A 15,067-nucleotide genomic window follows, 5' to 3' on the forward strand; every position below is an offset into this window, starting at 1 on the left:
TCTAGTATTTAAGTTTTGAAAATTTACATAAATCATAGTCAATGAAAATTCAACAACCATCCGTTTTAATTCCCGATCCATGCAACAATCCTCTTGCGTACTATGCAATACGCTGTCTTAAACAAGCTAATAGTGAATTTAATATAAATGTGATTGTTTCCTCTGGCCAAATATTAGATCACAATGAATGGTTATATTTTTACAAGTATTCGGCATATATTGATAATTTAGTTGTTTCGGAAAATAGCATGAATTCACTAGAGTATTTAGATGAGGTAATTAGGATAATCGAAACTCAAGGAATAAATCTTATATTTCCTGCTTCCGAAGAAGGCTTTAAGTTTGTTTCACAATATAGATATGAATTGTCAAAATTTTGTAGAATAGTGGCATTACCAAGTGAAGAAAATTTAGATGCAGCATTTGACAAATGGAAGTTGTACCTTTTATTGCAAAAGCATAATATTCCAACACCTGAAACAGTTTTGCTTAAAGAGATTGAGAATATTAGCCAATTTAATTATCCTGTAATACTCAAACCAGTTGATGGAAGTGGTGGAAAAAATATACAAAAATTTGATTCTTTAGAAGAAGAAAATTTTCAGGCTATTTGTAACTATCCCAACGATGCATATATTGTTCAAAAATATGTACCTGGTCATGACATAGGTTGTAGTGTTCTTTGTCAGGATGGGCAAGTTCTTGCTTACACAATACAACAGCAATTAGGATTAACAGAAGGATTTACTCCCAAAATTGACAAATTGAAGTTTGTTCATGATTCTGCTGTTATTGATATAGTCACAAAAACTATGAATGTACTTAAATGGAGCGGTGTTGCTAATTTAGATTTAAGATATAATTCTCAGACAGGACAAATTAATGTTATTGAAATCAATCCACGGTTTTGGCAATCTCTAATGGGTTCTCTCTCAGTTGGTGTAAACTTTCCGTATATTTTATATTTACTATCAAATAACATCAGTTTTGAGAGAATTTCCTATGAAGAAAAATATTATGCTAAATTCCATAGGTTTATTCAAGATGCTTTTAACGGCTCTTTAGAATATAGTTTATCTGATACAAATGTTAAATATTTTTTATCAGATCCAAGTAGTATATTCCATTTTTTATTTAATAAGCTGATAAAACAGAAGTTACTTCAAAATGTGAAAAGTATATTTTATCTGCAATTTCATAAATTACAAAATGTTAAATAACAAGTAAGTGTAAAAGTTTTTAAGATCATCAGGAATACTTTGAATAATTTCTCATGAAAAAATCTGAATTGTTGCAGACTTATCAGATAATCCAAACTACTGAAAATAATCATGACTAAACCAATCTTGCTCTCGACTCCACACATGGGCGATCGCGAGCTAGAACTCATCAAAGAAGCTTTTGATACTAACTGGATTGCACCAGTAGGCCCACACGTAAATGCTTTTGAGCAAGAATTTTGTCAAGAAACTGGGGCTGGGTATGCGGCGGCTGTTAGTTCTGGTACAGCAGCTCTGCATTTGGCTTTACGGTTAGTAGGTGTCCAGTCTGGAGATGAAGTTTTTTGCTCTACCCTGACATTTATAGCTACCGCCAATCCAATTGCTTACTTAGGAGCAAAACCAGTATTTATTGATAGCGATCGCACTTCTTGGAATATGAATCCTGACTTATTGCAGGAAGCCCTAGAGAACCGCGCACGTTTTGGCAGATTGCCTAAAGCAGTGGTACTTGTGCATCTGTATGGTCAAAGTGCAGATATCGATCCCATCCTGAAAGCTTGCAATCAATATGATGTTCCTTTAATTGAAGACGCAGCTGAAGCTTTAGGTGCTAGCTACAAAGAGCGTTCCCCCGGAACTTTTGGGCGCATTGGCATTTACTCCTTCAATGGCAATAAAATCATCACTACCTCCGGCGGCGGGATGTTGGTTTCCGACGATCCACAATTGGTAGCAAAAGCCCGTTTCTTAGCAACCCAAGCACGTGATTCATCTCCCCATTACCAACACTCGGAAATTGGTTACAACTACCGCCTTAGCAATGTTTTAGCTGGTATTGGTCGCGGTCAATTACATCTTTTGAGTGAGCGAGTGGCAGCTAGAAGACGCAACTTTAAGATTTACCAACAGGTTTTAGGAAATCTTCCAGGCATAGAATTTATGCCGGAAGCTATTTTTGGCCGTGCTACTCGCTGGTTAACCTGTTTAACAATCGATCCAGCAACTTTTGGAGCAGATCGAGAACAAGTCCGCATCGCACTTGCCGCACAGCAAATTGAAACTCGTCCTGTATGGAAGCCTTTGCATCTTCAGCCTGTGTTTGCTGAGTGTGAATATATTGGAGATACAGTAGCTAAAGATTTATTTACACACGGTCTTTGCCTACCTTCGGGATCTAATCTCACAGACGAAAATTTGGAGCAAGTGATTAGTGAAATTCTAGCAGTTCGCCATAATAGTTCTAAAACTCATACTTATATGTCTTTATCTAATCAGTAGATTGGTTTGACAAATTATCTATCTTATTTGTTTTGCTTGTTTGTAATATTGAGTCATTCAAGCTTAATTACATCAATCATCAAAAATTCAATTGAAATTTATGGAATCTCAAACAGAAAGCATTATTACATTTAATACATATTTGCAAATTTTGAAGCGCCGATGGTTGTCTTTTATAGTAATATTTTTCCCAGCTTTGCTAATTTCATTGCTACCTTTGCTATTAAGGCAACCTAAGTATATGGCAGAGGGAAAGCTGCTGTTTCACAAAACAAATATAACTTCTTCCCTAACGGGAGTAGGAGCAGAAATAAACAAGCTAGAATCAGTATCTCAGGATCAAACTAATCCTTTAAATACAGAAGCAGAAGTTATACGCTCTATACCTATAGCGCAAAAAGCTATAAAAAAACTTAACTTGAAGGACGACAAAGGAGAGCTTATAAAACTCCAGGCTTTTCTTAAAAAATTGACTGTGAATAATATTAATGGAACTGATATTTTATTAGTATCTTATCAAGATACTAATCCGGAAATTGCAACAGAAGTTGTTAATAAATTGATGGATGCTTATTTAGAATATAATATATCAGCTCAGAGGAATCAAACTACGGCTGCGCGCAAATTTTTAGAAAAACAGATGCCGAATGCAGAATTAACTGTTCTAAAAGCAGAAGCCGAGATAGCAAAGTTTAAAGAAAACTATAGAAGTGTTTCCCTGCCAGAAGAAGCAAGTAAGGCAGTAGAAAACATTGCAGATTTACAAAAGAAATTTGGTGAAGCTCAATCAAGAATTGCCGATGTCGATGCACAGTCTAAAGAAATCCGCGAACAATTGGGTATGAACTCTCGGCAGGCAATGATTAAGACTTCCCTTAGCCAAATTTCAGGTGTACAAGATATTCTTAAAGAAATTCAACAATTAGAGTCGCAACTTACACTCAGGCGAACTGTTGTAAAAGACACCCATCCGCAAATTCTAGATTTAGAAGACAAGTTAAAGTCTTTAAAAGAGCTACTGCAACAACGCATAAAAAAAGTTACAGGAACGCATAAACTACAACTAAATCAAAACTATGAATTAGGAGAGCTACAACAGCAACTCTCAGCGAAGCTTATAGAATTAGAGTCAACCCATCTAGGTTTAGAAAGCCAAGCTGCTGCTTTATCTAACTTACAAGCTAGCTACAAACAACGTTTGAGTTATCTTCCGAGATTAGAACAACAACAACGCCAGTTAGAACGTAAAGCACAAGTCGCACAATCTACTTATTTACTTTTGCAACAAAAGCTAGAAGAAAGCCGTTTAGCGGAAAATCAAAACTTAGGTAATGCAATTATCCTATCCGAAGCTCAAGTTCCTCAAGAGCCTATTTCTTCTCCTTTTATGCTTGTGAGTGCTTCTTTGCTGGCTATCCTGGCTACTTTAGTGGCTATCTTTATTTTGGAAGCAACAGATAAATCAATTAAGACTGTTGATGAGACCAAAAGTTGTTGGGATTGACCTTTTTTTAATTAAAAATTAAAAATTAAAAATTAAAAGTTAAAAATTAAGGAGGATAATATTTTTTAATTTGGGGTACAAGCCCCCACTGAATTTTTGATTCATTGGTCTACAATCAGTGGTGGGTAAAAGCCCCGACTGATTGCAATTTTTAATTAATAATTTTTAATTGGAGCGTTCGCGGTAGCGTCTCGTAGAGAAGCGACTTGACTTCATTAGGGATTATTCTTTCTTTGAGTAATACCATTTCACGAATATTACTGAATTCTAAATGCAAATTTCAGAATCAATTTTATGGATCTGTCTAAGTAGAAAATTCCAACCGATGTGCAGTACCATTATCCACAAAAGTCTGTTCACCAACGCCGACTAATTCCACAGTGGTTTCACGCGTTATAGGTGAGAACTCACCTTCTCTGGCTGCAATCTCAACAATGGTTCTTTGCTGCTCGGAATAAACACGGTAAGTTGTGGTGCAAAAGGCTCCTGTTTTGTACTCAAAAGTATGACCATCATCTTCATAAAGGGTAAACTCACCAACGCCCTTCCAAATCCGCAGTCTCATTTGGTTTATGGGATGTTCATCTACATATTGCATTACTGGTGCGATCGCAATAATCGAGCCAGCACGAACATATAACGGCATTTTCTCCAGTGGCGCATAAGCAAGAATGTGAGTTGGCCCTGTGAATGTCTCCCCGCTCCACCAATCATACCAACAACCTTCAGGCAAGTACACAGCACGATGTTCAACGCCTGGACGGTAAATTGGTGCTGCGAGTAACGAGGGGCCAAGCATTACTTGATCGGCAAGAGAAAAGGTTTTTGGGTCATTGGGGAAATCATACAGAAGTGGGCGAAGAATTGGTGCGCCAGTAGTTGCAGCTAACCAAAAAAGACTGTAAATATAAGGTAGTAGCTGATAACGGAGTTCAATATACTCGCGGCAAATTTTTTCGATGCGATCGCCAAATACCCAAGGCTCATGCTGTGCAGTAGTTAATGCTGAATGCCCACGCATCAAGGGGTAAAGCATTCCTAGCTGCATCCAACGCGCATATAGTTCAGCCGTAGCATTCCCCGCAAACCCCCCAATATCACTACCAACAAAGGGAATGCCCGATAGACCCAGGTTACAAAGCATTGGTATGGACATTTCCAAGTGTTCCCACAGAGATTGATTGTCTCCTGTCCAGATAGCTGACCAGCGTTGAATGCCGGCATATCCAGAGCGCGTCAATATAAAAGAGCGTTCAGTCGGACGAGATATTTTCGCTCCTTGATAAGATGCCTGTGCCATCATTAGCCCATAAAGATTGTGAACTTCCTTGTGGGTGGTTATTTCCTTAATTGGCCCCTGTGGTGCATCAAGGGGAAAGGAAATTTTGTTACCAGGGTCGCCGAATGGACGGTCATCAAGTGCGGGTTCATTCATGTCGTTCCAGATGCCGGCAACACCAATATCAGTCAAACTTTTTTGCCAATTTCCCCACCAATCTCTAACTTCAGGACGTAGGTAATCAGGAAAGACAGCCTTGTCTGGCCAAACATAGCCGTGGAACAATTGACCATTAGTTTTTCGGATGAAATAGTTGTTGTTTAATCCCTCGTCAAAGACTTTGTAATCTGCTTCTGGCTCGTATTTGACTCCCGGATCAACAATCGTCACTACTTTAAATCCATCTTGTTTGAGATTGTGGATTAATTTTTGAGGGTCAGCAAATCGCTTGGGACTCCAGGTAAAAACCCTATAGCTATTCATATAGTCAATATCTAAATGAATAACATCACAAGGAATGCGACGCTGACGAAATTCATCAGCTAGTTTTCCTACTATATCTTGTGACTCATAACTCCAGCGACATTGGTGATAACCTAATGACCATCGAGGTGGCAAAGGCATCCGTCCAGTTAGCTGGGTGTAAGTCTGGATAATTTTCGCAGGTTCAGGCCCATAAATAATGTAGTAATCTAGTTCACTTCCCTGAGTTTCCATCTGCCAGACTCCAGGCTGCTGTGCGCCCAGATCAAATCGGCTCCAATAAGTAGTATTAAAAAAAAGTCCGTATCCCAATCCAGGACGCAAGGCGATGAAAAAAGGAATGGCCTGATACATACTGTCTGTCATGATGCCGTAATCGATCGCATCTGATGCCCAGTTGGTTTTCACTTTTGATCGCTGATCTAGTAAACCAGTCGGTTCACCAAAACCATAGAAATGTTCGTCAGATTCAATCCGTTTCCACCCAGCAACCTCCCCTGTGCGCCACCCCATCCCTAAGTCTGTATCTTGTGCAAAAGGCTGTCCTGCTGAGTCAAAACACTGGATACGACACGGATTGCGGGACACGACAATACACAATTGCTCAGTTTCAATTTCTATAGTCTCTGCTTTTTCCCGCACTTCAAACGGCACATTAGGCCATTCTTCATCCGCAAGTGCAACTGCCCACGATCGCCTAGAGAGAAATTCACCACTTGGGGCCATCCTTACCCGAATTAAGTTTGGTGCTAGCACACTAACTATTAGACAGGGGCCGCCGCATAGCAAGAGGATATGGCGTTCATTCTGTTGTATTGCTTGTACTGCTCCCAGGATTGACCAAGGCGCTTCAGTTGTGTGCAGTTGTCCAAAGTATTGTGGCATAATTTCTGATTTCAAGATAACTATTTTACCCAATTGAGATTCACATAAACTACTACTCAAAAGCGTGTATCTTTAGGCATAGCGTATATTGAACTTTATTTATTACTTTCCTAGGCAATCAAAGCCGCGCTTTGGAGCCAGAAATACTAATGTCTGCGATCGCAGACATTACTACCGTTACCCAGAGAAACAATGGTGTTCCTCATTCCCTCCAAGAGCGAGATTACCCGTTTCTATATGGATACAAAATTCTAATCAAAGTCTCAAGGTGGATGAAGCTATGAGCTAAATTTGTTACTGTTGGCTGAAAATTACAGTTGAGTAAATTTGATGAGTGTTCGAACAGTGCGCTCCTACGCTTTCCTATCAATTGGGGCAGCAGTTGTTACTATTGCTTTGAAGTTTGGGGCTTATCTGCTAACCGGATCGGTAGGGTTGCTTTCGGATGCAATTGAATCGTGTGTGAATCTGGCCGCAGCATTGGTAGCACTGTGGGCAGTAACTTATGCTGCCAAACCAGCTGATGCAGAACACACCTTTGGGCATTCTAAAGCGGAATATTTTTCCAGTGGAGCAGAAGGTGCATTGATTATAGTTGCAGCTATCAGTATTGGAGTTGAAGCTTGGGGAAGATTACTGCATCCAGAAGCGATCGCTCAAGTGGGATTGGGGTTGACTCTATCAGTGTTGGCAACAGCAGTCAATGGTGTAGTTGCTTTTGTCTTGCTAAAAGCAGGACGACGTTTGCGTTCGATTACACTGCGAGCTGATGCTCACCACCTATTTACTGATGTCTGGACTTCGGGTGGTGTGATAGTGGGAATCTTTTTAGTTCAGGTAACAGGCTGGCTAGTACTTGACCCAATCATCGCTTTGTTGGTAGCAGTCAATATTGTCTGGACAGGATTTCGTTTGCTACGAGAAAGCTTTTTTGGATTACTGGATACTGCCTTGCCTATTGAAGAAATAGAGACAATCCGGGTTATTCTCAGTAAATATGAACGCCAAGGTATCCAGTTCCATGCAGTGCGTTCTCGGATTGCTGGAACACGTCGGTTTATTTCCTTTCATGTTTTAGTACCTGGAGTATGGACAGTGCAGCAAGGACATGATTTATGCGAAGCAATTGAGTTGAGCATCATTCAAGCATTGCCAAAAAGCAGCATCACAACTCATCTGGAACCATTAGAAGACCCTGTATCCTGGGACGATCAGGAATTGGAGCGGACTAGTAAACAATGACATGAATCACTTGCAAGCACTGTTCAAAAGGTTAAATAATAGGTGAACCACCTTCTAAACACAAAACAGCCACCTCTGCTCCATTCAACGATCCAACATCAGCAGGGTTTTTTGAATAAGTGTATGTATGAGGCGGTAGCTCCTAGGGACGAAAAAAAGCAAGTACCTCTGGGAATCTGCATAATTCTTTACCTAATTACACAGAAGTTACAGTTAGTAACTTCTGTGTAATTAGTAATTTTAAAAATTTTAACTATCTCCTTAACTGTCTTAACTGTCTTAACTGTCCGCTTAACTGTCTTAAATGTCTTAAATGTCTGTTTAGCTATCTTAACCATCCGCTTAACTGTCCGCTTAACTGTCTTAACTGCTATTGCATTTTGTAGATAAAGCTGAGATGATTTGTAGGTTGAAGTTGAGCCTGTTCTTTAAAATGCAGTTATTAAATTAAAAATTAGTCTATTTTAATAAATCTATTGTAATGAAAGTTTTGTCCGATATTAAATAGCAGGAATAACCATAAATATTATCTCATAAGAAATCCCTAATCCACTCCAAAAAACTATAGAGGTCACACCCATAAAAATATAAAATGCTTGTCATTAATGGAGGCGGTATCGGGGCAATTGTACTAGCATAAATACAAAAGCGAATACTAAAGATTATTTTTAGTTTGTTAGATTTAATTGCTGATATTTAAACCGGAGGTATTCTTACAATCAGACTAACAGAATTTTATTAAACTTAAACAAATCTCATACATTTCCGAGCCCTGAATATAGTATTGAAAATCTCATTAAAAATATCAGTACAGGAATGAGATATTTTACGAGCTATTATTTAAACATATAGTTTCTTCAATAGAGAATATATTATCCCCATGAAAATATTTCTCTGAATTAGATACTTAAGTAGTGTTTTCATCAGCATCCAAGTGTAAGGATTTTAGGTAATTATTATAATGGATGACATAGTTAAAAAACTTGCTGGTCTGGGTCTTCCTGGTGTAATACTCGTGATTCTAACGGTAACAACAGGGGGGAGTTCTGCTGCGGTTGCAGCTATTCTGACAGCCTTGGGAGGGCCGTTTGGCATCGTCGGAGGTATAGCCCTGCTAGGTCTAGTAACTTTGGTAGGAGATACTGTAACGGGATATGGAATTGAAGCCATTCTTAAAGGCATCTATACAGAACGTAGCAAAACCGAATCTGTGATATTTCTCCTCAAAGAAATTCAAGGTTTACCGATTACAGAGGAGCTAAAAATAAAACTAAAAAATCAACTTAGCGTAGCAATGATTACTGATACTAAAGAAGTTCGATATCTAAAAAAAATTGAAATTATTGAGGAATAGTTTTTATATAAACTGTAAAATTGTCAACATTTAGGTTGACCATGTACAGCAAAATAATACTATTTTTATCAAAAGGGGACTTTAATAAGGATATAAAAGCTAATGCAATTACATAATTATAATCAGCTTTTAGAAAATTCAAGTCATTTAAGTTTTAAATATTATCATGAAATTGAAGCCCCTATTGAAGAAATTGCAGGCGTAGAAGTTTATTATGCAGCAGCTTATGCCATCCGAGCCACTGGAAGTAATACCGATCAATTAGACATCTTTTTTAGTCCAAAACTTTTTAATGATGAGAGTTTAGTGAGTCTCATAAAAGAAATTCACCCTCGAATTGTGAACAGTCTGAGAGTAAATCCCGATTATTTGATTCCAGTAGATAAAGAAATTATTCCTAAAACTGCAATTGGCAAAATTCAGCGATCGCAACTTAGCCAGCGCTTTAATGCAGGTGAGTTTAAAGCAATCATTAAACAGATTGATATATTACTGGGTAATGCCAATACTATTTCTAACTAGTTCTACCGTAAATTATGAAAGCAAAATTACAAATTTATTTTTTTGTGGAGATTAAAATATTGTGATAAACCAGATATATAGCCAATCAGTACTAACATTTGATGGTCAAGATGATTACATAGATTTTGGCAAAAACGATTTTGATGGTGTTTTTGCTCAAGGAAGTTCAGCCTTTACAATTTCAGGATGGGTGAATCCTCATCAACTAACAGATAAAGCCACCACTTATGGAACGCGCAACGTTTTTTTCGCTCGTTCTTCAGATCGATATAGTGATAATTTTGAGTTTGGCATCAGTGAATCAGGAAACCTAGATGTATACATTGATGAGAATGTTGAAAAGTTTATCAAACCCTTTGGTAATGGAGAGTTAACTGTCGGACAATGGCACTTTTTTGCTATTGTTTTTAATAAGGGTCAAGTAAGTATATACCTTGACGAACATGAGTACTTTGGCTACTTTACAGGTGACTCTTTAAACAAAGCAACGAGTTCTGTGACTCTGGGCGCGACTTTACACAACAACATATATTTCACCGGTCAATTAGCTAACATTAGCGTCTGGAATTACCCTTGTCCCCCAGTGGAAATCCAGAGGCATCGCTATCAACCTTTAGTTGGCAATGAACAAGGATTAATCGCTTACTGGGCATTAAACGAAGGACAAGGGACAAGTGTAAAAGACCAAACTGGCAATGGCCATGATGGAAAATTGCGTGGCAATCCCAGTTGGGATGTTGCACAACTTCCCTTTGGAATTACACAATCATCCAACGAGACTGAGACACAAGATCAGACGTTGACTAATCCCGATGAGGAAAAACCATCAGAAACTGTGGTACTCGACGAAGAAAACCAGTTGATTGCAGAAGTTATCCCCATTCAAGTAACTGCGATCGCTGAAGGTGATTTGCGGCAACTATCCGTTGAGGTTCCTCCGGTTGTAGAAACTGACATCCCCACAGAGACAACAACAAAGGGAAAAAAAGGGACAAAAAGACAGACCGAAAAATCTGCAAATATTCAAACTAATCAGCCAAAGGGACAGAAATCAGAAACAGCCCAAACAGTTGCAGTCAATATCCAACAACAGGAACAACCACAAACATTAACTCAGGAGCGATCGCCAAAAACTATGAATACTAAAGCCAATTCCAAATATAAAATCCTTGCCATTGACGGAGGCGGTATTCGGGGCATTATCCCCACCATGATCCTGGCAGAAATTGAAAAGCGGACACAAAAGCCGATTTTTAGTTTGTTCGATTTAATTTCTGGCACTTCTAGCGGCGGAATTCTGGCACTCGGATTAACTAAACCCCGATTAGATTTAGAGGCCACTGATACCTCACCCACCGCCCAATATAGTGCTGAGGATCTCCTGCAAATATATATTGAGTATGGGGCTGAGATATTTTACGAGCCATTCTGGGAAAAAGTACTCGGTCAAATAGAGGATATATTCGTTCAACCAAAATATTCTTCCGAAGGAAGAGAAGAAATTATTAGGCAATATTTTGGTGATACTCCTCTAGAAAATAATCTCAAAGAAGTTTTTGTAACTAGCTACGATATCGAGCAGCGAATTCCAATATTCTTTACTAACAAACTGGAAAAACAACAGACAGAATCGAAAAAGTTTCGTAAGTTATGTGCAGGTTTTACCCTCGCAGATGCGGCATTAGCAACTAGTGCAACTCCAACTTATTTCGCTCCCTATCGCGTTTCTAGCTCCCATAATACCAACGGATTTTATACTTTAGTCGATGGTGGAGTAGTTGCTAATAATCCAGCTAATTTGGCTATTTTAGAAGCACAAATCAGTAGACAAGAAACCAAACAAGCCCTGAATATAGAGGATATCTTATTAGTATCCTTGGGTACTGGTTCCTTGACCAGTGTCTACGCTTATGATGAAGTCAAACAATGGGGACTATTACAATGGGCAAAACCACTGTTAAATATTGTACTGGACGGTGGGAGCGAAGTAGTAGCCGGAGAATTAGAACGGTTATTTGAGGCTACTAATAAAGGGAGTAAAGCTTCTTATTATCGATTCCAAACATTCCTAAAAAGCGAACTTGAAGCAATAGATAATGCCAAACTAGAAAATGTCCGACAGTTACAAACTTTAGGTAGCATACTAATTCAAGAAAGAAGTCAACAAATCGATGAGTTGTGTAGTATTTTAACAAGCTAAATCTGAGAGGATGTTTTAAAAGTTGCCTTAGCAATATCAAAAGTTTTAGTTCCCTCTAAATCACTCGATAAATTGGGAAACTTTGATTCCAGTCTCCTGCCTTTTTAGGAGAACAGAGGGAATAAATTAAGTGTCTAAAATCATAGATAAAAACTTTTAAAACAACCTTTGAGGCTTTCTGAGTAAGTATGTAAAACAACGAGGTATTGGAGTTGTGGCCAAATGGAGTCTTTAAGTAAGGCATCTTATCGGATTGTTGCCATTCCTGGAGAAGGGATTGGGCCTGAAGTAGTGGAAGCTTCCTTAAAAATTCTGCAACACGTTGCTAAACTTCAAGGATTTAGCTTACAGGTAGACTATGGCTGGCTCGGCGCAACTGCCTTTGAACAACTTGGTAGTTACTTCCCTCAAGCCACCGCCGAACTGTGCGATGGAGCCGATGGGATTGTATTTGGTGCAGTTAGTCAAGGCGGATTGCTGGAACTCCGAAAGCACTTCGACTTCTTTTGCAATCTTCGTCCAATCCTCAGCGTTAACAGTCTTGTGCATAAATCTAGTCTTCGACCAGAGAAAATTCAAGGACTTGATATTCTCATCGTTCGAGAACTAGTCAGTGGAATCTATTTTGGCCCATCTGGACGCTCTTGCGATGAACAAGGAAATTATGGATACCATACAATGCGCTATTACGATGAAGAGATTCGTCGAATTGCTCACAAAGCATTAGAAAAAGCGCAATCTCGCCGAGGATTACTGACCGTAGCTCACAAAGAAAACGCTTTACCTCATTTGCCTTGGACTCGTCTAGTTCAAGAAGAAGCTAGACAATTTTCCGGCGTTGTTGTTGAGCCAATGCTGGTAGATAACTTAGCCATGCTTATGGTTTTAAATCCCCAACGGTTTGATGTCATTTTGGCTGGTAATTTGTTTGGAGATATTCTCAGCGATATTGGCGGTGCATTAGTTGGCTCAATTGGCTTATTAGGATCGGCAAGTCTTAACGCTAATGGATTTGGTTTGTACGAGGCCATTCATGGTACGGCTCCAGATATTGCAGGCTTAGGAATTGCTAATCCCCTCGGAACCTTGGGAGCGTGTGTTTTAATGCTTCAGCAATGGGGAGAAGTGCAGGCTGCTCAACAGATTATTGCAGCGCAAGACCGAATTTTAGCTAAGGGATACCGAACAGCTGATTTGTTTACCCAAGGAGAAGAAATTTTAGTTAACACTGCAACCTTAGTTGACCTTTTACTTGAAGAACTTTCAGTTGTGCAACATTCTCAATTAGGAGTGCTTCATGAGTCACGAAAATAAAGTTTTGCACCTTGCGGATGATATTAATACTGATGATATTATTCCTGCTAATCGAGCGACAAATGATGATCTAGATAGCTTAAAACATTATGCTTTAGAATATGTGATTGGAGCAGGTGAACTGCTAAAATATGATGTGATTGAAGCAGGAGAAAATTTCGGCTGTGGTTCCAGTCGAGAAATTGCTCCCATTGCCCTACAAGCTGCTGGAATTACAAAGATTCGGGCGCGATCGTTCGCCGAAATTTTTTATCGTAATAGCATCAATATTGGACTTTCTCTAGAAATTCTAGGGGAGAAACAGGAGAATCCTGTCGTTGATGCGATCGCAGCAGCAGGTGGGTTAATGTCTTTTAATCAGCTGCGTCGTCAGGGTCAGATTACCATTCCTCGCAGCCTGACCCCGACCCGACCCATGACTTTAGTAGAAAAACTTTTGGCCAAAGCCTCTAGAAATTCCTACGTCCAGCCTGGAGAAGTGGTTTTTGCTCAGGTCGATTTAGCATTATCCCATGATGCTGTAGCCGGGCCTGTAGCTAAAACATTCTATAAACAGTATGGAGAAGGAGCAAAGTTATGGGACTCCCAAAAGGTGGTCTTAGTAGCAGATCACTTCATCCAAATCAACGACATCCGTGCTGATGACAAAGCATATCTGATGTACGAACAGATGATTGCATTTGCTAAATTCCAAGAATGCCACTTATTTGATGTGGTTTCCCCTGGTGAAGCAGCAGGTATCTGTCACGTTTTACTCCCAGAAAAAGGGTTTGTCCGACCAGGGATGATAATTGCCGGTACAGATTCCCATACTTGCACCTACGGAGCATTGGGAGCCTTTTCCACAGGCGTGGGAACGACAGATATGGCTAATATATATGCCACAGGAGATATGTGGATTCGTGTTCCTCCAACCCTAGTATTTGAGTTATCTGGAACCTTACCTCCTACAATCAGTGCCAAAGATATTATCCTGTTTATTCTGGGACAAATCGGCTGTGCTGGCGCTACCAGTAAAGTAATGGAGTTTAGAGGGTCAATCCTGGCACAACTGCCTTTTGATGAACGGTTAACTTTAGCCAATATGGCCGTGGAGTGTGGGGCAATCTGTGGGTTGATTGTTCCTGATGAAGTAACCCGTGACTATCTAAAAAACCGAGTTTCAGAAGAATTTCAAGAGATTATCGGCGATGCTGATGCTGAGTACGAAAGGGTTTATCAATTTGACCTCAGTAGTTTAGAACCACAAGTTGCACGTCCCCCGAAACCAGATCAAGTAGTTGCCATTAGTCAGTTAGAAAACATTCCGATTACCAAAGCCTTTATTGGGTCTTGTACTGGAGGAAAACTCTATGACTTAGCTCAGGCAGCCGAAGTTTTAAATGGTCGCCAACTGGCAGACGGTGTAAACTTGTTTATTGTACCTGCAACCATTGAAATTAGAGAACAAGCTCAAGAATTGGGCTATCTCGACATTTTTGAACAAGCAGGGGCACAAATTCTCAAGACAGGTTGTGGGGCTTGTATCAATTCTGGATTTGGGGTTTTGGCGAAAGAAGAAACAGGTATTTATGCAACCAATCGCAATTTTAAAGGACGCAGTGGCGATCCAACAGGCAAAAATTATTTAGCCTCACCGAGAACAGTAGCTATCTCTGCTGTAAATGGAAAAATTAGCGATCGCTTTGATTAAAGACTGAGCTATCAGATGGGGTTGAATTAGAGATAAAACTCAAAGAATATTAACCCAATCTGAACGTGAATTACTCTTATTTAGCTTAGT

10 protein-coding genes are annotated in these 15,067 nt (G+C 39.4%); 9 read left to right on the top strand and 1 reads right to left on the bottom strand.

The features are described from left to right. The first annotated feature begins 41 nt into the window (after positions 1-41). The 3 genes from IQ274_RS10720 to IQ274_RS10730 all read left to right on the top strand — a co-directional run bounded on the left by IQ274_RS10720 (position 42) and on the right by IQ274_RS10730 (position 4,005). Positions 42-1,220, top strand: coding sequence for an ATP-grasp domain-containing protein (locus tag IQ274_RS10720; RefSeq protein ID WP_194142233.1), 1,179 nt, complete (start codon positions 42-44; stop codon positions 1,218-1,220). Positions 1,221-1,331: 111 nt separating this feature from the next. Next, positions 1,332-2,501, top strand: a complete 1,170-nt coding sequence (locus tag IQ274_RS10725) for a DegT/DnrJ/EryC1/StrS family aminotransferase (RefSeq protein WP_163929161.1) — start codon at positions 1,332-1,334, stop codon at positions 2,499-2,501. A 100-nt stretch (positions 2,502-2,601) separates the two neighbouring features. Beyond that, positions 2,602-4,005, top strand: a complete 1,404-nt coding sequence (locus IQ274_RS10730; RefSeq protein WP_194142234.1) for a GumC family protein — start codon at positions 2,602-2,604, stop codon at positions 4,003-4,005. 304 nt (positions 4,006-4,309) lie between these two features. On the opposite strand, the gene IQ274_RS10735 is transcribed toward IQ274_RS10730, so the two are convergent. Further along, positions 4,310-6,652 carry a glycoside hydrolase family 31 protein gene (locus IQ274_RS10735; protein WP_194142235.1) on the bottom strand — a complete coding sequence of 781 codons (2,343 nt, stop codon included), beginning with the start codon at positions 6,650-6,652 and terminating at the stop codon, positions 4,310-4,312. A gap of 330 nt (positions 6,653-6,982) precedes the next feature. Here IQ274_RS10735 and IQ274_RS10740 point away from each other — a divergent pair, with 330 nt between their 5' ends. From IQ274_RS10740 to IQ274_RS10765, 6 genes are all read left to right on the top strand, one after another. Continuing rightward, on the top strand, positions 6,983-7,894 hold the full coding sequence (locus IQ274_RS10740) for a cation diffusion facilitator family transporter (RefSeq protein ID WP_194142236.1): 912 nt from the start codon (positions 6,983-6,985) through the stop codon (positions 7,892-7,894). Between the two features lie 961 nt (positions 7,895-8,855). Further along, positions 8,856-9,248 (top strand): hypothetical protein, encoded by a 393-nt coding sequence (locus tag IQ274_RS10745; protein ID WP_163929157.1) that lies wholly within the window; start codon positions 8,856-8,858, stop codon positions 9,246-9,248. A 102-nt stretch (positions 9,249-9,350) separates the two neighbouring features. Further along, positions 9,351-9,770 carry a hypothetical protein gene (locus IQ274_RS10750; protein ID WP_194142237.1) on the top strand — a complete coding sequence of 140 codons (420 nt, stop codon included), beginning with the start codon at positions 9,351-9,353 and terminating at the stop codon, positions 9,768-9,770. Positions 9,771-9,831: 61 nt separating this feature from the next. Beyond that, on the top strand, positions 9,832-11,970 hold the full coding sequence (locus IQ274_RS10755) for a patatin-like phospholipase family protein (protein ID WP_194142238.1): 2,139 nt from the start codon (positions 9,832-9,834) through the stop codon (positions 11,968-11,970). Positions 11,971-12,192: 222 nt separating this feature from the next. After that, entirely contained in the window at positions 12,193-13,284 is a 1,092-nt protein-coding gene (locus IQ274_RS10760) for an isocitrate/isopropylmalate family dehydrogenase (protein WP_194142239.1), read from the top strand. Then, positions 13,268-14,977, top strand: a complete 1,710-nt coding sequence (locus IQ274_RS10765) for an aconitase/3-isopropylmalate dehydratase large subunit family protein (RefSeq protein ID WP_194142240.1) — start codon at positions 13,268-13,270, stop codon at positions 14,975-14,977. Before IQ274_RS10760 ends, IQ274_RS10765 begins: the two co-directional genes overlap by 17 nt. Positions 14,978-15,067 lie beyond the last annotated feature (90 nt).

Source organism: Nostoc sp. LEGE 12447 (genome assembly GCF_015206985.1).
In the GTDB taxonomy this organism is placed as follows: domain Bacteria; phylum Cyanobacteriota; class Cyanobacteriia; order Cyanobacteriales; family Nostocaceae; genus Nostoc.

Bases quoted from the DNA above. Each gene is read 5' to 3' on its own strand.
- IQ274_RS10730 (WP_194142234.1), top strand. From the start codon at position 2,602: ATGGAATCTCAAACAGAAAGCATTATTACATTTAATACATATTTGCAA.
- IQ274_RS10760 (WP_194142239.1), top strand. From the start codon at position 12,193: ATGGAGTCTTTAAGTAAGGCATCTTATCGGATTGTTGCCATTCCTGGA.
- IQ274_RS10745 (WP_163929157.1), top strand. From the start codon at position 8,856: ATGGATGACATAGTTAAAAAACTTGCTGGTCTGGGTCTTCCTGGTGTA.
- IQ274_RS10750 (WP_194142237.1), top strand. From the start codon at position 9,351: ATGCAATTACATAATTATAATCAGCTTTTAGAAAATTCAAGTCATTTA.
- IQ274_RS10735 (WP_194142235.1), bottom strand. From the start codon at position 6,652: ATGCCACAATACTTTGGACAACTGCACACAACTGAAGCGCCTTGGTCA.
- IQ274_RS10765 (WP_194142240.1), top strand. From the start codon at position 13,268: ATGAGTCACGAAAATAAAGTTTTGCACCTTGCGGATGATATTAATACT.
- IQ274_RS10740 (WP_194142236.1), top strand. From the start codon at position 6,983: ATGAGTGTTCGAACAGTGCGCTCCTACGCTTTCCTATCAATTGGGGCA.
- IQ274_RS10725 (WP_163929161.1), top strand. From the start codon at position 1,332: ATGACTAAACCAATCTTGCTCTCGACTCCACACATGGGCGATCGCGAG.
- IQ274_RS10720 (WP_194142233.1), top strand. From the start codon at position 42: ATGAAAATTCAACAACCATCCGTTTTAATTCCCGATCCATGCAACAAT.